The following is a 19380-nucleotide window of genomic DNA, read 5'->3' on the forward strand; positions in this document are numbered from 1 at the left end:
AACATGACAACCTACGCAATCAACGGCCTCGGCCGCATGGGCAAACTCGCCCTGCGCCCGCTTCTGGAAAGCGGCGCAAAAGTCGCCTTTATCAACGATGCCGTGGGCGACCCCGCCATGCACGCGCACCTGCTCGAGTTTGATTCTGTTCACGGCCGCTGGCCTGCTTCCTTTTCCTCTGATGACACCTCTGTCAGCATTGACGGAACCCGAATTCCCGTCACTCAAACCCGCAACTTGCAAGAGCTTCCGCTTGAAGGCGTCGATGTAGTGATTGATTGTACAGGTGCTTTCAAAACCGAGGCAAAACTCGCGCCATACTTCGCAGCTGGCGTGAAAAAAGTGGTCGTCTCCGCCCCTGTAAAAGACGGCCCCACGGCCAATATCGTGGTCGGCGTCAACGATGATAGCTACGATCCCGACACCCACCAGATCGTAACAGCCGCAAGCTGCACAACCAACTGCCTCGCGCCCGTGGTAAAAGTGCTACTCGAAGGTATCGGTATCAAGCACGGCTCTATCACAACCATCCATGACGTCACCAACACCCAGACAATCATTGACCGCCCCGCCAAAGATCTGCGCCGCGCCCGCTCGGCTCTGACAAACCTCATTCCCACTACAACAGGCTCCGCAACAGCGATCACGCTCATCTACCCCGAGCTTAAGGGCAAACTAAATGGGCACGCCGTCCGCGTGCCGCTTCTCAATGCCTCGATCACGGATTGCGTGTTTGAAATGGAGCGCGAAACAACGGTCGAAGAGGTGAACGCGCTGTTCAAAGCCGCTGCCGATGGCCCGCTGAAAGGCATCCTCGGCTTTGAAACACGGCCGCTGGTCTCGTCGGACTACACCAATGACAAACGCAGCAGCATCATCGATGCGCCCTCAACCATGGTCATCAACGGCACGCAGGTGAAAGTTTACGCTTGGTATGATAATGAATACGGCTATGCCTACCGCCTGATTGATGTTGCTCTCATGGTCGGCGCATCTCTGTGACACAGGCTCCGGAACGCCCCGCAGGCTTCGCCGCCTACATCACCGTAACGGCAGCTTACTGGGCCTTCATGCTCACCGATGGTGCACTGCGGATGCTGGTGCTTTTGCACTTTCACACGCTCGGCTTCTCGCCTGTGCAGCTCGCTTACCTGTTTGTGCTTTATGAAATTGCAGGGGTGGTCACCAACCTCTCCGCAGGCTGGATCGCCGCACGCTTCGGCCTCACCTCAACGCTTTACGCAGGCCTCTCCCTGCAAATTCTGGCGCTGCTCGCCTTGGCACGGCTTGATCCCGCGTGGAGCGCCACCGCCTCGGTCATCTTCGTGATGCTGGTGCAAGGCGCATCCGGCGTTGCCAAAGATCTCGCTAAGATGAGCTCGAAAAGCGCCGTCAAAATCCTCGCTCCCACAGAAAATGGCGGCCTCTTCCGCTGGGTAGCGCTTCTCACAGGTTCAAAAAACGCAGTCAAAGGCGCGGGTTTCCTGCTCGGCGCGGCGGTGCTGGGGCTCTTCGGCTTCGGCCCCTCGGTCCTCACAATGGCCACGATCCTCTTTCTCATTCTGGTCGGCGTTGTCATCGGTATGCCCACGGGCCTGCCTGTGGGCCGCAAGGATGCAAAATTCTCCGAAGTTCTCTCCATAAACCGCAACATCAACTGGCTCAGCGCTGCGCGTCTGTTCCTCTTCGGCGCCCGCGATGTGTGGTTTGTCGTCGGCATCCCGATCTATTTCTACGCGGTGCTCTCCGACGGCAGCGAAGCGGGCAACCGCACCACATTTTTCATGATCGGCTCATTCATGGCCGTTTGGACAATCCTCTATGGCGTAGTCCAGGGCTGGGCGCCGCGCATCCTTCGCGCAACATCACGTTCCAATGCCGATATCCTCGTCCAAGCCAAAATCTGGGTCGCAGCCCTCATCGTCATCCCCGCATCGCTTGCCGCTCTGGTGTGGCTGTCCGCTGGCCCCTCGCCCCTGCTCACCGCAACAATCGTGCTGGGCCTCCTTGTCTTTGGCGGTGTCTTCGCGGTCAACTCCGCGCTGCATTCGTTTCTCATCCTCAGCTTCACCGATGCAAAGCGCGTCACGATGGATGTCGGATTTTACTACATGTCCAACGCAGCGGGTCGCCTTGCCGGCACCGTGCTCTCCGGTTTCACCTATCAACTCGGCGGCCTCGCCCTCTGCCTCGCAACTGCGGCGCTCATGCTGGCTCTAAGCTGGCTGACCACAGCCCAACTCCGTATGCCATAGAAAAAGGCCACCGCGCCCTTATGTGCGGTGGCCTCTCAACTTTAAGTAACTGTGTCTCCCTCAGGCAGAAGCACGGCCTTTCGGCCGCATGGCTCTGGCAATCAGAAACAGACCGACTGCCCCCGCGACCCCGACAACATCAGACAAAAGACTGCCCTCAATCATAAAGAGCGCCACAACGATAAGCGCAATGCGGATGGGCGCTCCGGCACGGTCACCAACCCACCAGCCCTGCACGCCCGACGAAAGCAGGAACACCCCGAACACAGCCGTCGCACCGGCCCGCAAGATTTCATACCAGGCTCCATCAAACAGCAACGCGCCGTTATAGAAAAACATGAACGGGACGATGAAGGCCGAAATCCCGATCTTGAACGACGCCACAGATGTCGACATCGGGTTGGCCCCCGAAATACCCGCCGCCGCATAACTCGCCAGCGCAACAGGCGGCGTAATCGCCGAGACAACCGCAAAGTAGAAGACAAAGAAGTGAGCGGTCAGAGCAGGAATGCCAAGCTGGATCAACCCGGGCGCAACAACAGATGCCGCAACAGCATAAGCCGCCGTTGTCGGCATCCCCATGCCCAACAGGATCGAGATACACATCGCAAAAAACAACGCCAGAAGCTGGTTTGCATCAGCAATATCGAGCAGCACAGAAGAGAACCGCGCGCCCACACCTGTCAGCGAGATGACCCCGACGATGATACCCGCACAGGCACACACAGCAATAATCTGGACCGACATTGTCCCCGCCAACTCAAACGCCTTCGAGACCGAGCGTATCCCCATACGGTAGGGCGTCAGCCAGCTGACAACAGCAGCCGAGGCTGTCGCCAAAGTGCCTGCGCGGATCACCGAATAGCCCATGAACAGAGCGACAATGAGAATGATGATCGGCAGGAACAGAAACACCTGACGTATCATATCACGGAACTTTGGCAGCTCTTCTTCACGCATCCCGCGCATGCCCAGTTTGGCCGCTTCGAAATCAACCATGAAGTAGATCGACACAAAGTAAAGCACCGCCGGAATGATCGCGGCAATCGCAATATCGGTGTAGGGAATACCCGTGATCTCGGCCATGATAAACGCACCCGCGCCCATGATCGGCGGCATGATCTGCCCGCCCGTCGAGGCCGCCGCTTCAACAGCACCTGCCGTTGTCGGCTTGTAGCCCACCTTCTTCATCAAAGGGATCGTAAGCGAGCCGGTGGCAACAACATTGCCCGCCGATGTGCCGTTGATCATGCCCATCAAGCCCGAAGCAAAGATCGACACTTTAGCAGGCCCGCCCCGCGCACGGCCAGCCGCCGCAAAGGCAAAGTTCACAAAGTAATCACCCACTTTCGAGGCCTGAAGAAAGGCCGCAAAAATGATGAACAAAATGATGTAGGTCGAGGACACAGCCGTTGTCGGCCCGAGAATACCTGCATCGGTGTAAACCTGGCTAAAGAAGCGCTGCCACGTAATGTCAGGCGCGTTCAGAAAGCTTGGCAGCATGTCACCGACAAACACATAAACAAGGAAAAACCCCGCAATGATGATCAAAGCCAAACCCGCCACACGGCGCGTCAGCTCCATAATCAGCGCAGTGCCCGCAACAGCCGCAAGGCTCATGCCGATAGGCGCAAAGGGTGTGCCCGTCGAGTTGCGCATCAAAGTGCCGAAAATCGTGACGAGATAAATCGCAACCGCCACGGCACAAACGGAAAGGACAAGATCAGCGGGCGCAATACTGCCGCGCACACGGGGCCGTATCCAGCCCAGCACAATACCCAGCGCTGTCGCCACCAATAGGGGGATGCCGTAGTGATAGGTCTCGGCATTGCGAATACCCGCATCCATCCCGTTCCACATCACACCATTGGCAATCTGGTTGCCAAAGCTCAGCGCTGTGTAACACGCATAAAGCGCTGGCAACATGACAAGGTAAGTTATGTAATCAATCGGATGTTTGGTGTCTGTGTCGCGGTCAGGAAAATCGCGCGCAGAATACAAAAGAAACCCGAGGATCAACGCACCGGCAATATGCACAATGCGGAAATTCCATGTTTCCATCGGAAAAACAGGCAGCCCCGGAATGCTTACACCCGTCCAGCTGTTGATAGACCAGCCGTTCAGCGCCGCCATGTGAAACAGAGCATAAAACCCCGAAATACCCGCAATGGCCAAATACGTCCAACCGTGAAAAATACGGCGGTTGTGTTCAACAGGTTCATCATCAACCCCCTGCGCAAGAATAGGGCCGTCCGTAAGGTCTTCATTTGGTGTATCGGTGTTCATGGTATAGCTCCGTTTCAGGCCAAAACCCTGCCGTCATCAGACAGCTTTCAGCACGAGCAATTTTTGGAATGATCGAAGGTCAAGGGGCCGCGTGTGATACGCAGCCCCGATCTTCTTCAGCTCTTAGTTACCGTAAATCTGGTCGGCAGGAATTTCTGCACCAGCATTTTCAGTGAACCACTCTGCCGCACCGGGGTGCCAAGGCAAAACGCCTGCGTTCTTGGTCCAGTTGTCAGGTGTCGATGAACGCGCCGCGCGGTGAATGTTCACCATGCGCTCGTTGTCAGACATAACAACATCCACAGCCGCTTTCACAAAGCTGGCAGGCAGGTCGCAGTTCGCAATCGCAAAGTTCCACATCGAAACAGAACGCGCATCTTTTTCAAGTGTGGTGTAAACACCTGCGCCAATGTCAAAGCCCGAAACAGGGAAGGCCGCCATAAGCTTGGCCTGCTCTTCTTCGGTAAACTCGATGATGTTCACTTCCGTTTGCACTTCAAGCTGGCTCACAGCAGGCACAGGAACACCCGCGGCAAACGCGATCACGTCCAGCAAGCCGTCCTGAAGCTGGCCACCAAGGTCAGCCCAACCGCCGTTGCGGCGCTCGTAGTTTACCCCCAGCTCGTCCATCATGCGCGGGAAGTATGTGTCCGATGTCGAGCCCGCAGGGCCAAAGCCGATACGCGCGCCGTCAGGGATGCTGTCGATGGATGTGATGCCTGAAGATGTCAGCGCCGTCACAGAAAACGGTGTCTGATACATAGGGAACATCGCGCAGGCTTTGGTCATTTCAAGGCCAGGCGCGATAGGGTTTGTGCCGGCGATTGATTCAGCAGCAGGACCCATTGTGGTCATACCGAACTGCGCGTCGCCCGTGTGCACAAGTGCCATGTTCTGCATTGGTCCGCCGGTGACTTCGCCACCGCCCGTCAGGCCAAGCTCTTCCGCAACAAGGTTCGCCCAGCCGGAACCATAGGCAAAATATGTGCCCCCCTGTGAGGCTGTGCCCACAGTAAAGCTCGTCGGCCAATCGCTGCGGTCTTCTTCAGCAAATACAGCCGATGCTGTGAGTGCTGTTGTTGCAATAAGTGTTACAAGTTTCATTTAGGTTTTCCTCCACTAAGATTAGCTAGCCTCTCCCTGGCCAGCCTCCAAACCAAACGCCAAAGCGCTATGATTTGAATATTGCAGACAGCAATCGCACCACAGGATCAACTGCACCATAGGATTGTTAGCGCTATCAATTTCTACCATACACCGCTTTTGGGTCACAATGGGAACAAACCGTTAATAACTTGGGTCAAAAACGTAACATAATACACAAGCAAGAGTCACGTTTAGGCATCCGGCTTCGAAAGCCCGTGCTTCTGCATCTTCTCATAGAGCGTCTTGCGCGACAGCCCCAAGGCCTCATATGTTGGCTTCAAGCGCCCCTGATGCGCCGTCAGACACGCCATAATAAGCGATTTTTCATGCGCCGCAACGCCCTGCGCCAGCGTCACACCAGCCGCTTCCGCCGAAACGGCTGCAACAGGGTCAAGCCCAAGCACAAACCTGTCCGCCGCATTGCGCAGCTCTCGCACATTTCCGGGCCAGTCCTGCGTGGCAAGTTGCAAAAGAACGTGCTCCGGCACATCGGGCATCGGCTTTGAATAACGCGCAGCCGCCTGCGCAGCGAGGTTGAGAAACAGCGAGGGAATATCATTGCGCCGTTCGCTCAGTGGCAGAACGTCAACAGTCACAACATTCAACCGATAGAGCAGATCGGCCCGAAAGCTCCCCTCCGCAACTGCGGCCTCAAGATCGGTCTTCACCGCAGCAACTATGCGGATGTCCAAAGCCACAGGATCGTTCGAGCCCAGCCTGCAAACTTCGCGGTTCTGGATGGCGTGCAAAAGCTTCGCCTGCACCGCAACAGGCAGACTGTCTATCTCGTCCAGAAACACCGTGCCCTGACGGGCATATTCAAACTTGCCATACCGCGCCCGCATCGCGCCGGGAAAGGCCCCGGCCTCGTGGCCAAACAGCTCTGTCTCGACAAGATTGGCAGGCAAGGCCGCGCAGTTGATATGCACAAACGGGTGCCGCCCGCGCTCTGACAAATCATGCAGCGCGCGCGCCACCACATCCTTGCCCGCACCCGTTGGCCCCGTCACCAAAACGTCGGCATCTGTTGCCGCAATCGCCCGCACCTTTTTGCGCAGCGCAACAGCGGCATCAGAGCGGCCAATCAACCGCGCCTCCAGCTTGTCGCGCCCGCCCGCTTCGCGCTTCAGATGACGGTTCTCCAGTGTCAGTCGCCGCTTTTCCAAAGCGTGCTGCACAGTGCTCACAAGCCGCGCGGGCGCAAACGGCTTCCCGATAAAATCATAGGCTCCCTCACGCATGGACTGCACCGCAAGCTCCACATCACCATGCCCTGTGATCAGGATCACGGGAAACTCGGGGTCAATCTCCAACACCTGCCGCATCAGCCAAAGCCCGTCTTTGTCTGGCATGCGAATATCGGTCACCAGCACCCCGTCATACCCGCGGCTGATCTTGGCCAAAGCCTCCTCGGCCCGCCCGAACACAGCGGCAGGCAGATCGGCAAGCATCAGCGTCTGGGCGCCCGCTTTGCGCAGCTCTTCCTCATCATCTACAAAAAGCACAGTCTGCATTATTGAGCCGCTATCTCTTCAGGGGTGGCCGCCTGCAACGTCACCGAAAACTCGGCCCCGCCTTCAGGGTGGTTGCGCGCTGCAAGCGTGCCGCCAAAGTCATTCACGATATTATAAGAAATCGACAAGCCAAGGCCAAGGCCGTTGCCGGGTGACTTGGTGGTGAAGAAAGGATCAAACATCTGCTGGCTGATTTCCTCGCCAATCCCCGGCCCCGTATCGCGCACCAGAACACTCGTGCCCGATACAGTCACCCTGACAACAGGTGCGCTCTGCTCCGCCATTGCATCCAAAGCATTGTTGAGCAGGTTCAGGATCACCTGTTGCAACCGCACATGCCCGCCAATCACCCACACATCCGCCTTAGGTGGTGTATACTCAATCCGCCCGCCGCCCGTTGCCAGCCTCACATCCAGAACCGCAATCGCATCCTGCACCACCGTGTTCAAAAGCAAAGGCCGTGTGGCCTGTTGCGGGCGGCGGGCAAAGTTGCGCAGATGGGTCGAAATCGTGGCCATCCTGTCGGCCATCTTAGATATGCTCTCAAGGTTCTCGTCGGCCTGCGCAGTATCCTTACGCTTCAGAAAAGCGCGCGCATTGTCTGCATAGGCTTTCACGGCGGCAAGCGGCTGGTTCAATTCATGTGATAAAGCCGCCGACATCTTCCCCAATCCCGCCAGCTTTCCCGCCTGAACAAGGTCCATCTGGGTGCGCTCAAGGTCTGCCAAAGCGCGGCGCAAATCGGCGGTGCGGCTTGTCACCGCATCTTCCAGCGCCCGCTTGGCCCTCTGCTCCCGCACAAAAGCTTCTCTCTGCCGCCCTCGCTTCAACATAAAGGCCAGAAGCCCCGCCAGAAGCAAAAGCACACTCAGCTCGACAAGCAAAAGCGTGCGCACGGCGTTCAGCGTCGCAAGCGTGGTGGGCGAGAGCGAGGCGATCGTCCAGTCGTAATCCGGCAAATGCAGCCGCGTCATAACCAGCCCCTCGGTTTGCCCCGTCTCAACATCCACGTACTGCGCAGTATCGCTGAGATCATATGTGGTAATCGGCAGCCGTTCGATCCGGTCAATCGGATACTGTAAATATTGCGCAATAACCTGATGGGTCCGCTCGCTCAAAGGCCGCATCGCCCTAAAGTGCCAGTCAGGCCGCGAGGACATGAGAATAAAATCGTTGCGGTCCGTCACGATAAAATCGCTGTCCGCACCACGCCAGACACTCTCGAATGCATCAATGTTAAACTTGACGGCAAGCACACCGACAATCCGCGTTCCGTCTTCCACAGGAGCGGCGTAGAAATACCCGTGTTCACCCGTTGTGGTGCCGTGCACCTGAAAGCTCGAAAGCGCACCTTCAAGCGCTTGGGAAAAATAGGCGCGATAGCTGAAGTTTCGCCCCACAAAGCTCATGGGCTGACGATACGAAGCCGCCGCAAGCGTCTTGCCGGTGATGTCCATCAAAAACACATCCGAGGCCCGCACAGCAGTTGCTGTCTGGCGCAGGTCTTCATTTACCTGCGCCAAAAGCTGCGCATTGTCAGGCTCTGTCAAAAGCTCGGCCAATATACCGCGCTCGGCAATCAGGGCTGGCAAAGGCGCATAACGGTCAATCGCGGCACGCAGGCTCTCGGCGGCAAGCTTCAGCGGCACAGTGTCCTGCTCTGCCTGCTGTCGGAAGTAATGCCGCTCCAGCGAAGGCAACGCCATGACCCCCGCAAAAACTGCGGCTGCCACAAGACTGGCGATAAAAGCAAATGTGTTGCGACGGGACAAAAGCACGGTGCAATTATGCTGACGGCAGCAACTTGTTGGCAATGCCTAATTTAAGGCGATGTTATACTTGACAAACCAATGGCTATTTCGTATCTATAGTGTATAGAAACGAGGTTCACCAATGTCCGCACTGTCCGCCCCTTACATGCACAACGAAGCCGCAGCGTTTGCGCACGTTGAGGGTATGCTTTGGCCGGAAGGGCCTGTTTGCCCCGCTTGCGGCGTGGTCAACAACGCTTATGCCCTTAAAGGTGTTCGCTCTAAGCCATCCAAAAAGAATCCCGAAGGCGTTGAGCGTCACGGCCTCAAGAAATGCAAAGACTGTGGCAAGCAGTTCACTGTGCGCATTGGCACGATATTTGAGAGCAGTCACGTAAAGCTGAACCTGTGGCTGCAAGCAATCTACCTTATGACCAGCAGCAAGAAGGGCATTAGCAGCCACCAGCTGCACCGCACTCTGGGCGTAACAGTCAAGACCGCATGGTTTATGTCCCACCGCATCCGCGAAGCTATGCGCGACGATACGATCGTTGATTTTGGCGCTGGCGGCGGCACTGTTGAGGTCGATGAAACATTCATCGGCAAACAGCATGAGAAAAGCCCAACTGCGCGCGGTGGTGATCATAAGAACAAGCTCCTAACGCTTGTTGACCGCTCTACAGGCCGCGCTAAGTCCATTGTGGTGAAAGACCTCAAGGTTTCTACCCTACTGCCCATCTTGCGCGAAAACATTGCCGAGGAGGCCGTCGTTTACACTGACGAAGCGCGTCAGTATTCCAAGCTCGGCAAGCATTTTGCTGACCATGACTTTACTACTCACAGTAAAGGCGAGTATGGCCGTGGCGTTGTCCACACGAATACCGTTGAGGGGTATTTCAGCATCTTTAAACGCGGCATGAAGGGCGTCTATCAGCACTGCAATAAACGCCATCTTCATCGTTATGCGGCAGAATTTGAGTTCCGTTACAATAATCGCATCGCCAATGGCGTGAACGATTTAGGCCGTGCAAATAACGCACTTTTCGGTGTTGTAGGAAAACGAGTTCTGTACAGGGACTCATTGGGCGCGTAGAATCTGCGCAGAAAGCGCAGAAAATGACAAAGCCAATTAAAATCACAGTCAGCGGTACAGATCATCGAGGCGGAGACGCCCCGACGGTCGAAGACCTTTTGTCTCAGATTCAAGATTTTGTCTACGTTCTACGCGAAGTTGAGAGCGCAGTTTCTGATACCAGTAGTAGCGAGATTGTTTGGCGGGTTACAAACGCGACTAAAAACTCTCCTCTTACCATTGAGGTAACTCCTACACCAAAACAGCACGCCATGAATATTGATATGCGCGCTGAGAAGGTCGTGCGCGCAACTGCTTTAGGGTTCCAAAAGATTGCACAGACTGGTGAGAGGCCCCCATTTTTCACTGATCAAGTCTTGGATCGCGCAGCAAAAGTCTATGCACGAGTGACAAATGGGTTGGCGACAACCGTAGTGGACTTCGGGGCCTATGAAGATGCTCCAATACTAAATGCCACACCAAGCGCGGCTCGTGATATTGTAAAAAGACTCGATGCGGCGAAACGGCCTGCACCCATTTCCCATCGGGAATTAGGGTCTTTGGAGGGATTTATTTCCAAAGTGGAATTGGACGGATTTGGGCGACCAATAGTCTGGCTGAAATCTCGCCTAGATGGTCAAGTCGTGAAGTGTATATCTGACGAAGATGGCTTGGATAGAATAGGACATTTTGAGGTTTCCGAAGTTCTAAAGGGCTTAAGGGTTCGAGTTCACGGCATGATGCACTTCAAAGACTTGGAGCAAATAACTTCCATTGATGTTGATGGCGTTCACGTCTTTGAAGCCGATGCGGGGTTACCTGATTACGCTAGTATCGTAGCGCCCGATTTCACTGGTGGGCTTGAGGCCAGTGAGTACCTAGAGGAGTTACGTCGTGATGGCTAAGTTGCCTTGGGTTTATTGGGATGCGTGCACTTGGATTGCCTACATCAATCAAGAGAAGTCCGTTTTGGGCAAGGATGGAACTCTAGAAAACCGTTTCGCTAAATGCCTAGAAGTTCTAGATCAGGCGAATAATAAATCACTGGAAATTGTAACCTCTGCTTTCACTTTAGCAGAGGTTTGCAAGAACCCAAATGTAAGAGAAAGTCCGTTGGACAACCTCCCAGCATTCTTTGAAAAATCCTATATCCTTGTTGTTCCCGTAGATATGTCGATTGGAAGGCGAGCGCAGACCATGCAAGCGAGCGGACTAGTTAGCCTTAAGCCGCCAGACTCAATACATCTGGCTTCTGCAATAAGGGCAAAGGTCACAGAATTGCACACATTCGATAGAGGCATACTGCAACTTGATGGCTTAGTTCCAGGTGCGGACGGGAAACCTTTAAAGATATGCAAGCCGTCGGAGGGTTTGCCCCTTGGCCCACTGTTTGAAGGGGATGAAGATGAAAGAGAAGACTAAAACCCAGCGTGAACGCTTTGAAGAAACGGCCCGTCAGCTTGAGTGCGACGAGGACGAAGCGAAGTTCAACGCTGATCTGAAAAAGATTGCAAAAGCCAAGGCGGCAACGGGAAAATCAAGAAGTTCAAAAGATGGATGATTTAGCTCTGCAGATAGGAAGGATCGTGCTTGCTGGTGCGTTTCTTTTCGGATGGTTTGCCGCAGGTGTAAAAGCTGCTGACAATGGACATGAGGCGCTTGCTTGGGTGATTGGCTTAACCCCACCGGCAATTTTTATCTTGGCGCTATTTGGCGTCTTTAGTTAGATTTGGTTTGCCAAGTATAATATCGCCTAATTTAAAGCCACCTTGAAAATCAGCACGTTTCCGGCCTCTGCGCGGCCCGTAAGGTTTGCGTAAGGTAGCCATGATCAACAGCGCTAAAACAATAGCGCGGTTTATCCTATGTTCACGTCATCACCAGCCTTCCGGCAATTCACATCCCTTCGCGAAAAGCTGACACTCTCGCCACTGTCGCTGACTCTCCTCACAATCGGTTTTCTGTTCTGTGCCCATAACAGAACATTCTGGTCCATCGGGTTTGAGGTCTTCCAAGGGCATCCGCTATCCTTCGCCGCCTTCGTTGCGGCCGTCTTCTTTCTTTTGCTTGCCGCGTTCAGTCTCTTTGCCTTTCCATGGCTTGCCAAGCCGTTTCTGGCCGCAATGGTCGTGCTCAGCGGCGTCACCTCCTACTACATGGACAGCATGGGCGTGATCATCGACCGCGACATGATCCAGAACGTCATGGTCACAACCATGACCGAATCCAAACACCTCATCACCTTCGGCTTCGTGTCGCATGTGCTGGTTTTCGGCGTCCTGCCTGCGGGTCTGGTGCTGATGGTCAAACTCAAGCCGCAAAGCCTGCTCAAGTCTGCCGCCTTGCCCGTTGTTACCTTTGCAGTCAGCCTCGCACTCGCAGCGGGCCTTCTGATGAGCGATCTGAAAACCTATTCTTCCATCTTGCGCGAGCGCAAGGATTTCATGAGCAGCTTCCAGCCCGGCCAGCCGCTGGTCGGAGCCATCCGCTACGCCAAGATGATGTCGCGCACAGCCAATATCGTTGTGGAGCCTCTCGGAGAAGATGCCGCAAAAGGCCCGTCTTACGCCAAAGCAGACAAGCCAATGCTCACAATCCTTGTTGCAGGTGAAACCGCCCGCACACAGAATTTCAGCCTCAACGGCTACGCAGTAGAGACAAACCCGAAGCTCGCAAAACTGCCCGTGGTTAGCTTCTCCGATGTCTCCTCCTGCGGCACGGCAACGGCGGTGTCCCTGCCTTGCATGTTCTCGGCCTTCAGCCGTGGTAGCTATTCCTTCGAGAGAGGTATTTCCCAACAAAACCTGCTCGATGTGCTCGATCATGCAGGCCTGAAGGTCGAATGGTGGGATAACAACACAGGCGATAAAGCCATCGCTGCGCGTGTCGCTTCCCGCTCTCTCACCCATACCGAAAATGAAGAATTTTGCGCCGCAGGCGAATGTATTGATGGTATCTTCATGCAAGAACTCGCCGCCTACGCCGAAACAATAACCGAAGACACAGTGCTCGTGCTCCACCAGATCGGCAGTCACGGCCCAACCTACTACCTGCGTTACCCCGAAGAATTCGAGCGCTTCACACCCTCCTGCCGTACGGCCGAGTTCAAAAACTGCACACCCGAAGAAATCACCAACGCTTACGACAACACCATCGCCTATACCGATGAAGTCCTCGCCCGGACAATCGAGTGGCTCGGAGCACAAGACAAGCTCGACACAGCTCTGCTCTATGTCTCCGATCATGGCGAGTCACTGGGCGAGAACGGCCTTTACCTGCACGGCTCGCCCTACTTCATGGCGCCCGAGTATCAAACCAAAGTCCCGATGATCCTCTGGATGTCGCAGGCCTTTCAAGACCGCGTTGACGTTTCTCAAGACTGTATGGCCGACAAGAAAAATGCGACCCTGTCACATGACAACCTGTTTCACTCGGTTCTGGGCCTGCTCGATATCGAAACAGCCGAGCGAAACGCCGGCCTCGACATCTTCGCCTCCTGCAAAAACGTCTCGAAAGTCGCCAGCAATTGATAGCCGCACAAACCCCGCCTGAAACGAGACCCTCACACCATGCCCCGCCTGGATGCAACCTTGACCATGTCACTCAGCACTGGGAGAAGTCCGCGCACGGTGCTAAAGACCAAGGGTCGCGCGCAACCTGCGCCCGCTCCTTTGACCTGATGTGAAAGACCGCCCATGAATATGCTCAAGATCGTTGCCGTCCCGATGCACAAAGAAGGCCGCAAATTCGTTGCGATTTTCGCCGCAATAACGGCTGTGCTCTACTTTGTCTGGATGCCCTTGTTTCTGCTGGGCGTCGTCGTCACTGTCTGGTGCTATTACTTCTTCCGCGATCCGGTGCGCGTCATCCCGCAACAACAAGGGCTGGTCCTGTCCCCTGCCGATGGCATCGTCTCCCTCATCGAAGATGTCATCCCCTCGCCCGATCTTGGCCTCGGCGATGCGCCCCTCACACGGGTCTCGGTGTTCATGAATGTGTTCAACTGTCACGTGAACCGCGCGCCTGTTGCAGGCAAAGTCACCCATGTCGTCTATCATCACGGCAAGTTCCTAAACGCCTCACTCGATAAAGCCAGCGAGCACAACGAGCGCAACAGCATCACCATCGAAACCGATGAAGGTGTGCGCATCGGCGTGGTCCAGATCGCTGGTCTCGTGGCGCGACGCATCGTCTGTTTCGTGCAAACAGGCAGCATGCTGGGTGTCGGCCACCGCTTTGGCCTCATCCGCTTTGGCAGCCGTCTTGATGTCTACCTGCCCAAAGGCGTCTCGCCGCTTGTCGCTGTCGGCCAAACCGCCGTGGCAGGCGAGACAGTTCTCGCCGACCTCAAAGACCCGACACGCCAGCGCGTGGGTGTGCCCGAATGAGCGAGCCGCAAAGCATCAAGCTACGCCACATCGTTCCGAGTGTGGTGACGGCCTTCTCGATCTGCGCTGGCATGTCCGCGATACGGATGAGCCTTGAGGGCCGCATCGAACTGGCGCTCTATTTCGTCCTCCTCGCGGTGTTTCTTGATGCCGCCGATGGCAAGCTTGCGCGCTTCCTCGACAGCGCCAGCCCCTTTGGCGCCGAGCTTGATACGCTGGCCGATTTCTTCAACTTCGGAATCGTGCCGGGGTTTCTGCTCTACAACACGCTCTACATCGGCACCGAATACGCCAGCCTCGGCTTCCTCGCGACACTGGTTCTCGCCGTCTGTTGTGCGCTCAGGCTTGCACGCTTCAACCTCTCGATGCGCAGCACAGAAGTCACGCTCATCGCCGATGATCACTTTGTCGGCGTCCCCGCTCCCGCACTGGCCTGCCTCGCGCTCATGCCTGTGTTCATGCATCTCTACGGCTTTAAGGACACCGACCTTCCGATTGTGCGCGCCGCCTATATCATCGGCGTTGGCCTGCTCGCCGTCAGCACAATCCCGACGTTCTCAATCAAACACGCCAGCATCAAACGTTCGCAACTGCCCTTCGCCATCGTCGCAGCGATGGTGCTGGTCATGTGCCTCGTCGTTTACCCCTGGCCCACCCTGATTATGGTGAATCTCATTTACCTTGCTTCGCTGCCCTTCTCCTACTTTTCAAAATGCAAACACACCAAGGCAATGCAGGAAAATCATGCGAATTCTGCTGATTGAAGATGAAGCGGCGCTGGCCCGCCCCCTGAGCGAGCACCTGCAAGCCGATCATCACATCGTTGAATGGTTCAGCACACTCGACGAAGCCGACAGCGCCATCCGTGCGCTGGAGTATGACGTGGTGCTGCTTGATCTACAGCTCCCCGATGGCGACGGCCTCGCCTTTCTGAGCAAGCTGCGCGATCAACACATCCGCACGCCTGTCATCATCCTCACAGCCCGTGACAAAGTCTCCGACAGAATAGACGGGCTCAACCGTGGTGCCGATGACTACGTGATCAAACCGTTTGATCTTGATGAGGTAAAAGCCCGCATTCACACCGTCTGTCGCCGCAGCAATGACCTGATGACCCAGAACATCACCCTGCGTGACCTCACCATCTGCCTCTCCGATCAAAGCGTTCAGCGTGCGGGCCAACCCGTCAGACTCACGTCCAAGGAATGGGGCCTGCTTGAGGTTCTGCTCCGCCGCAAATCAAAGATCGTTCCAAAAGAAAGCCTCGAAGCCGCAATCTATGCCTACGGTGAAGAGGTCGAAAGCAACGCGCTCGAAGCCCACATCAGCCGCCTGCGCAGCAAACTGGGCAAAGATCTTATCGTCACACACCGCGGTATGGGCTACACCCTGAACACATGACACACCGCCGCCCGAGCCTGCTCCGTACCCTCTTCAAATCCCTGCTCCTGCCGGGCATCCTCGCCGCTCTTCTCGGGGTCTTCATCGTCTATAATCTCACCAAAGAGGAATACGACGAGCTGCAAGACGCCAGCCTGATTTCCAAGGCCCACCTGCTCCTGAAACTGGCCGAAGCCGGCAACGCCTCCGCGCAAGCCTCCTTTTTGTCCTTTGAAACTGACATCCTCAGCCCGGAAGAGCGCTCTGTTTACTGGTTCCTCGACAACACAGGCCAAGTCGCCGCACATTCACCCGAAGCCACGCCCGATTTGCTGCCCTCACAACTCACCAACGGCATGATCACCGCAAACAACCACCGCTTCGCCATTGTCAGCAGCGGCGACAAGCGCACCGTTGTCGTCGGCATCCCCATGGACGAGCGCAACGAGGCGATCACCGATGTCCTCATAGGCGTTGTTCTGGGCTTTCTGCTGCTCGGCGTGCTCTTTTCCGCAGCCGCCTTTCGCGCGGTGCGCAAATCTTCGCGGACCATCGCCAAACTCAGCGAGAATATCGCAAGCAAGGATGAGCACGACCTGTCGCCCATCAACAGGCACAATTCCTTCGCCGAGATCGACCCGGCAATCGACACACTCGACACCCTCATGGCACGGCTCGATACAGCCCTCGCCGCCGAGCGCGCCTTTGCCACCAACGCGGCCCACGAGCTGCGCACCCCCGTCGCCATCGCTCTGGCCCACGCCCAGCGCCTCAAGGCGCAACTGGCCGAGCCCTCATTGGCAAACAACGCCGCCGAAATCGAGCAAGGCCTCAAGCGCCTCGCCCGCCTCATCGAGCGCCTTCTGCAAATGTCACGCGCACAGTCGGGCCTCGGCACAACCCCCGCCAAATCCGATGTCCGCCCAGTCATTTCCATGTTGCTGTCAGAACTGCGCCAGCGCGAACCCTCCGAAGACAGGCTTGCTCTCAAAGAACCAACAGGCATCTGGCCCAGCCGCGTTGACCGTGACGCGCTGGGCATCATCCTCAACAACCTCTTTGACAACGCCCTGAAATATGCCTCAGGCCCGATGCCCACGGTGGTCGATGCAAGCCAACCAGGGCAAATCACTGTGTCCAATGATTGCGAGGCGCTTTCCCCGTCCGATCTTGAAGCCATCCAGCACCGCTTCGTGCGCAAGGAAACCAAATCCGAAGGCTTTGGCCTCGGCCTCGCAATCGTGCAGCAACTCTGCAATCAGTCAGGATGCACGCTTGAAATTCACTCGCCCCAAACAGGCCGGCAACGCGGCTTCACAGCCGTCCTCACGCTTCCACCCGAGTAACAGCCTTCCGCCCGGTCCTGAGCACTCCGATGGCCCAACGAGAATTTCATTCACAGAGCAGTTTACCTAAAATTGTTTCGAAGCTTTCACCTGCAAAACAATCAGCGGCAAAGCTTCAACGCTGGGTCAAGCTCAACCATCTGCTCTGCGGTCAGCTTGGTCATCTCGCGGCTCTTGCTCCACTTGCCCAGAAACTCCCGCCTGATAACAGGCGTCAGATACTGCGCATTCAAGCCATTAAACCGCCCGTTCAAATTGCTCGCATGAAAGCCAAAGCGCTTGCCGCGGATCAGGCAGGCGTTGGGCAAGCTCGTCAACATCGTGCAAGCCGAATTACACTCCCCCAACCGCACCCGCCGCCCGCTGGCCTTCAGTTCTGCATGTAACGCGGCATACTCGTATGGGTTCCCGCCCGTATCCCCCAATATCGTCAAAGGCCCGCTGCCCTGCACATCCGGCGTAGTGTTCATAGAACACGCCGCCAGCAACCCGATCACAAGAAAAAGAAATCTCACGCAACAACCTCAGAGTTAAAATCACCCCTGAGCGCGCATTCCAGAAGCTCCAGGTTCTCAGAACAGTCCGCATAGCGCGCCACCATATCGGGGGGCAGCACAAAAGCGTCACCCGCTGTCAGCTCGCGCGGTTCCTGCCCCTCGGCATGAAGCACCATTGTGCCTTCCATCACGAAGGTAAAGTGAATGTCCGCATCAGTCCGTGTGGCGGGTGGCTCACCGCCCTCAAACCGCACCACCTGAATGCCGGCAACACCCTTTGTGCCGTCACAAATCCCCGTATCGCGGCAGGTAAAGCAAGGCACGCGGAAAGGCTGCCAAACGGCCCCCTCCTTCACATGATGGACAAAGCGCTGCCCCTGCCATTCGCGCGCGGGGTCGCCCTGCCCGTTCGGCAAGGTAAACTCGTGGTCAATCGTGGTCACATGGTCCGCAGGCACGCCAATCTCGATCACCTCGATATCAGGCGAGGCATGGCAAACACGGTGGCGGATTTCGGGCGGCTGGATCACGCAGTCACCTGCGTGCAACCGCATCATATCGCCTTGGTCTTCATAGAGCACATCAACCCATCCCTTGTAGCAAAAGATAAGCTGGAACCCGACGGTATGGTAATGCACCATATCAGGCACATCGCCGCCGCCGGGCACGCGGATATGGCTGGCAATAATCGCTCCGCCAAGCCGTGTTGGCAGCAAGTCGCGGTAGTTCATCCCCGCACGTCCAATCACCCAAGGTGCACTGTCCCGCAAGCGGCGCACATCAAACATATGTTCGGTTTTGGGCATCACCATCGGCGGGCTGATCTCGTCAATCTCGATGCGCGTCCCGTTCGGCGCCGTCAGCTCACGCGCACCGCCCGCAAATCCGTCGGGGTCGCTCGTCAGAATGCGCAATGTCCCCGCAGGCTCCTTCGCCCCCTTCTCGATCCGTAGCCGCAAGCCATGCCCCGAAAGCACCGCCACGCGCGGGTCATCGGCCGGGAAAATCTCGTCCAGCCGCATCCCGAGCACCTTGGTGTAAAACGGCAGATCGTCGCGCAGCTTATCTGTCGGCAGGCGAATTTCGGCGCGAATTTCTCCGCGCGGTGCGCCCTCTAGCGCGCGTGCCGCTTTCTGGCTCGCCTTTCCGCTCATGCCGCAAGCCTCCCCCGTGCTGCCTTGAAGCCGTCCCGTTTGCGCACACGGCTGGCGTATTGGTTGAGCTTCTCGTCATCCAGATCAAACTTCGCGCTGATCGCCCATCCAAGACAATGCACAAGCAAGATATCGGCAATCGTCATCTCCTCACCCATCAGGTAAGGCCCGACCATCCGGTCTGAAATGCGCTTCAGGTTGCGAGAAAATTCCCACTTAAGCGAGTCCTTCACAGCGGGCACACGCTTCTCTTCAGGCAAAATAAACGAGTGCCGCGCCGCCGTCCAAAGCACCGCATCCACCTCATCAATAATCTGGTGAAACCACGCATCCTGCTTGGCCCGCTCCAGCGTCCCTGCTGGGTAGGTAAACTGCCCGTGTTTGTCGGCCAGATAGGTCATGATAGCCGATGAATCAGTTATCAATTCCCCATCCACCTTCAGCGCAGGCACTTTTCCAGACGGGTTCACCGCCTTCATCTCGTCACTGCCTGCTTTCAGGTCGTGGTGGGTAAATTCCACACCCATCTCGTCCAACAACCAAAGCACCCGAAACGCACGGCTCGCAACGCCACCAAAGACTTCATACATG

General features: G+C 56.3%; 19 protein-coding genes. 12 read left to right on the forward strand and 7 right to left on the reverse strand.

Annotated elements, in window-relative coordinates:
- Positions 1–3 precede the first annotated feature (3 nt).
- Both OE750_RS04965 and arsJ read left to right on the forward strand, forming a co-directional pair.
- Positions 4–1002, forward strand: coding sequence for an ArsJ-associated glyceraldehyde-3-phosphate dehydrogenase (locus tag OE750_RS04965; RefSeq protein ID WP_263762084.1), 999 nt, complete (start codon positions 4–6; stop codon positions 1000–1002).
- Complete coding sequence (arsJ, locus tag OE750_RS04970) at positions 999–2255, forward strand: organoarsenical effux MFS transporter ArsJ (protein ID WP_263762086.1); 1257 nt, start codon at positions 999–1001, stop codon at positions 2253–2255. The genes OE750_RS04965 and arsJ overlap by 4 nt, the downstream gene beginning before the upstream one ends.
- 60 nt (positions 2256–2315) lie before the next feature.
- On the opposite strand, the gene OE750_RS04975 is transcribed toward arsJ, so the two are convergent.
- The 4 genes from OE750_RS04975 to OE750_RS04990 form a co-directional block, all read right to left on the reverse strand.
- Positions 2316–4541, reverse strand: coding sequence for a TRAP transporter permease (locus OE750_RS04975; protein WP_263762088.1), 2226 nt, complete (start codon positions 4539–4541; stop codon positions 2316–2318).
- A 123-nt stretch (positions 4542–4664) separates the two neighbouring features.
- On the reverse strand, positions 4665–5645 hold the full coding sequence (locus OE750_RS04980; protein WP_263762090.1) for a TAXI family TRAP transporter solute-binding subunit: 981 nt from the start codon (positions 5643–5645) through the stop codon (positions 4665–4667).
- Between the two features lie 233 nt (positions 5646–5878).
- The gene (locus OE750_RS04985; RefSeq protein ID WP_318527982.1) at positions 5879–7204 is read right to left on the reverse strand and encodes a sigma-54 dependent transcriptional regulator; all 1326 of its coding nucleotides are present in this window, start codon (positions 7202–7204) and stop codon (positions 5879–5881) included.
- Positions 7201–8979: an ATP-binding protein gene (locus tag OE750_RS04990; protein WP_263762094.1), complete on the reverse strand. Its 1779-nt coding sequence runs from the start codon at positions 8977–8979 to the stop codon at positions 7201–7203. Before OE750_RS04990 ends, OE750_RS04985 begins: the two co-directional genes overlap by 4 nt.
- 115 nt (positions 8980–9094) lie before the next feature.
- Here OE750_RS04990 and OE750_RS04995 point away from each other — a divergent pair, with 115 nt between their 5' ends.
- The 10 genes from OE750_RS04995 to OE750_RS05040 all read left to right on the forward strand — a co-directional run bounded on the left by OE750_RS04995 (position 9095) and on the right by OE750_RS05040 (position 17138).
- Positions 9095–10045 carry an IS1595 family transposase gene (locus OE750_RS04995; protein WP_263762096.1) on the forward strand — a complete coding sequence of 317 codons (951 nt, stop codon included), beginning with the start codon at positions 9095–9097 and terminating at the stop codon, positions 10043–10045.
- Between the two features lie 23 nt (positions 10046–10068).
- Positions 10069–10929, forward strand: coding sequence for a hypothetical protein (locus OE750_RS05000; protein ID WP_263762098.1), 861 nt, complete (start codon positions 10069–10071; stop codon positions 10927–10929).
- Entirely contained in the window at positions 10922–11446 is a 525-nt protein-coding gene (locus OE750_RS05005; protein ID WP_263762100.1) for a type II toxin-antitoxin system VapC family toxin, read from the forward strand. Before OE750_RS05000 ends, OE750_RS05005 begins: the two co-directional genes overlap by 8 nt.
- Entirely contained in the window at positions 11430–11585 is a 156-nt protein-coding gene (locus OE750_RS05010; protein WP_263762102.1) for a hypothetical protein, read from the forward strand. The genes OE750_RS05005 and OE750_RS05010 overlap by 17 nt, the downstream gene beginning before the upstream one ends.
- Positions 11578–11751 carry a hypothetical protein gene (locus OE750_RS05015; protein WP_263762104.1) on the forward strand — a complete coding sequence of 58 codons (174 nt, stop codon included), beginning with the start codon at positions 11578–11580 and terminating at the stop codon, positions 11749–11751. The genes OE750_RS05010 and OE750_RS05015 overlap by 8 nt, the downstream gene beginning before the upstream one ends.
- A 138-nt stretch (positions 11752–11889) precedes the next feature.
- Positions 11890–13554: a phosphoethanolamine transferase gene (locus OE750_RS05020; protein ID WP_263762106.1), complete on the forward strand. Its 1665-nt coding sequence runs from the start codon at positions 11890–11892 to the stop codon at positions 13552–13554.
- Between the two features lie 165 nt (positions 13555–13719).
- A complete protein-coding gene (locus tag OE750_RS05025; RefSeq protein WP_263762108.1) occupies positions 13720–14412 on the forward strand; it encodes a phosphatidylserine decarboxylase in 693 nt (230 codons plus the stop codon).
- Entirely contained in the window at positions 14409–15176 is a 768-nt protein-coding gene (locus tag OE750_RS05030; protein ID WP_263762110.1) for a CDP-alcohol phosphatidyltransferase family protein, read from the forward strand. The genes OE750_RS05025 and OE750_RS05030 overlap by 4 nt, the downstream gene beginning before the upstream one ends.
- Entirely contained in the window at positions 15157–15813 is a 657-nt protein-coding gene (locus tag OE750_RS05035; protein WP_263762112.1) for a response regulator transcription factor, read from the forward strand. Before OE750_RS05030 ends, OE750_RS05035 begins: the two co-directional genes overlap by 20 nt.
- On the forward strand, positions 15810–17138 hold the full coding sequence (locus OE750_RS05040) for a sensor histidine kinase (protein WP_263762114.1): 1329 nt from the start codon (positions 15810–15812) through the stop codon (positions 17136–17138). Before OE750_RS05035 ends, OE750_RS05040 begins: the two co-directional genes overlap by 4 nt.
- 101 nt (positions 17139–17239) lie before the next feature.
- Here OE750_RS05040 and OE750_RS05045 read toward each other — a convergent pair whose 3' ends face one another.
- The 3 genes from OE750_RS05045 to OE750_RS05055 are packed head-to-tail and all read right to left on the reverse strand — an operon-like array spanning position 17240 to position 19379.
- Positions 17240–17653 carry a hypothetical protein gene (locus OE750_RS05045; protein WP_263762117.1) on the reverse strand — a complete coding sequence of 138 codons (414 nt, stop codon included), beginning with the start codon at positions 17651–17653 and terminating at the stop codon, positions 17240–17242.
- Complete coding sequence (locus OE750_RS05050; protein WP_263762119.1) at positions 17650–18789, reverse strand: cupin domain-containing protein; 1140 nt, start codon at positions 18787–18789, stop codon at positions 17650–17652. The genes OE750_RS05045 and OE750_RS05050 overlap by 4 nt, the downstream gene beginning before the upstream one ends.
- A complete protein-coding gene (locus OE750_RS05055) occupies positions 18786–19379 on the reverse strand; it encodes a glutathione S-transferase family protein (RefSeq protein WP_263762121.1) in 594 nt (197 codons plus the stop codon). Before OE750_RS05055 ends, OE750_RS05050 begins: the two co-directional genes overlap by 4 nt.
- Between the last annotated feature and the right edge of the window lies 1 nt (position 19380).

This window comes from Lentibacter sp. XHP0401, from assembly GCF_025751535.1.
GTDB lineage: Bacteria > Pseudomonadota > Alphaproteobacteria > Rhodobacterales > Rhodobacteraceae > Lentibacter.

Excerpts from the sequence above, each read along its gene's own strand:
- OE750_RS05035 (WP_263762112.1), top strand. The coding sequence starts at position 15,157 with ATGCGAATTCTGCTGATTGAAGATGAAGCGGCGCTGGCCCGCCCCCTG.
- OE750_RS04965 (WP_263762084.1), top strand. The coding sequence starts at position 4 with ATGACAACCTACGCAATCAACGGCCTCGGCCGCATGGGCAAACTCGCC.
- OE750_RS05005 (WP_263762100.1), top strand. The coding sequence starts at position 10,922 with ATGGCTAAGTTGCCTTGGGTTTATTGGGATGCGTGCACTTGGATTGCC.
- OE750_RS04975 (WP_263762088.1), bottom strand. The coding sequence starts at position 4,541 with ATGAACACCGATACACCAAATGAAGACCTTACGGACGGCCCTATTCTT.
- OE750_RS05010 (WP_263762102.1), top strand. The coding sequence starts at position 11,430 with ATGAAAGAGAAGACTAAAACCCAGCGTGAACGCTTTGAAGAAACGGCC.
- OE750_RS05015 (WP_263762104.1), top strand. The coding sequence starts at position 11,578 with ATGGATGATTTAGCTCTGCAGATAGGAAGGATCGTGCTTGCTGGTGCG.
- OE750_RS05030 (WP_263762110.1), top strand. The coding sequence starts at position 14,409 with ATGAGCGAGCCGCAAAGCATCAAGCTACGCCACATCGTTCCGAGTGTG.
- OE750_RS05025 (WP_263762108.1), top strand. The coding sequence starts at position 13,720 with ATGAATATGCTCAAGATCGTTGCCGTCCCGATGCACAAAGAAGGCCGC.
- OE750_RS05020 (WP_263762106.1), top strand. The coding sequence starts at position 11,890 with ATGTTCACGTCATCACCAGCCTTCCGGCAATTCACATCCCTTCGCGAA.
- OE750_RS05040 (WP_263762114.1), top strand. The coding sequence starts at position 15,810 with ATGACACACCGCCGCCCGAGCCTGCTCCGTACCCTCTTCAAATCCCTG.
- OE750_RS05000 (WP_263762098.1), top strand. The coding sequence starts at position 10,069 with ATGACAAAGCCAATTAAAATCACAGTCAGCGGTACAGATCATCGAGGC.
- OE750_RS05050 (WP_263762119.1), bottom strand. The coding sequence starts at position 18,789 with ATGAGCGGAAAGGCGAGCCAGAAAGCGGCACGCGCGCTAGAGGGCGCA.
- OE750_RS04995 (WP_263762096.1), top strand. The coding sequence starts at position 9,095 with ATGTCCGCACTGTCCGCCCCTTACATGCACAACGAAGCCGCAGCGTTT.
- OE750_RS05055 (WP_263762121.1), bottom strand. The coding sequence starts at position 19,379 with ATGTATGAAGTCTTTGGTGGCGTTGCGAGCCGTGCGTTTCGGGTGCTT.
- OE750_RS04980 (WP_263762090.1), bottom strand. The coding sequence starts at position 5,645 with ATGAAACTTGTAACACTTATTGCAACAACAGCACTCACAGCATCGGCT.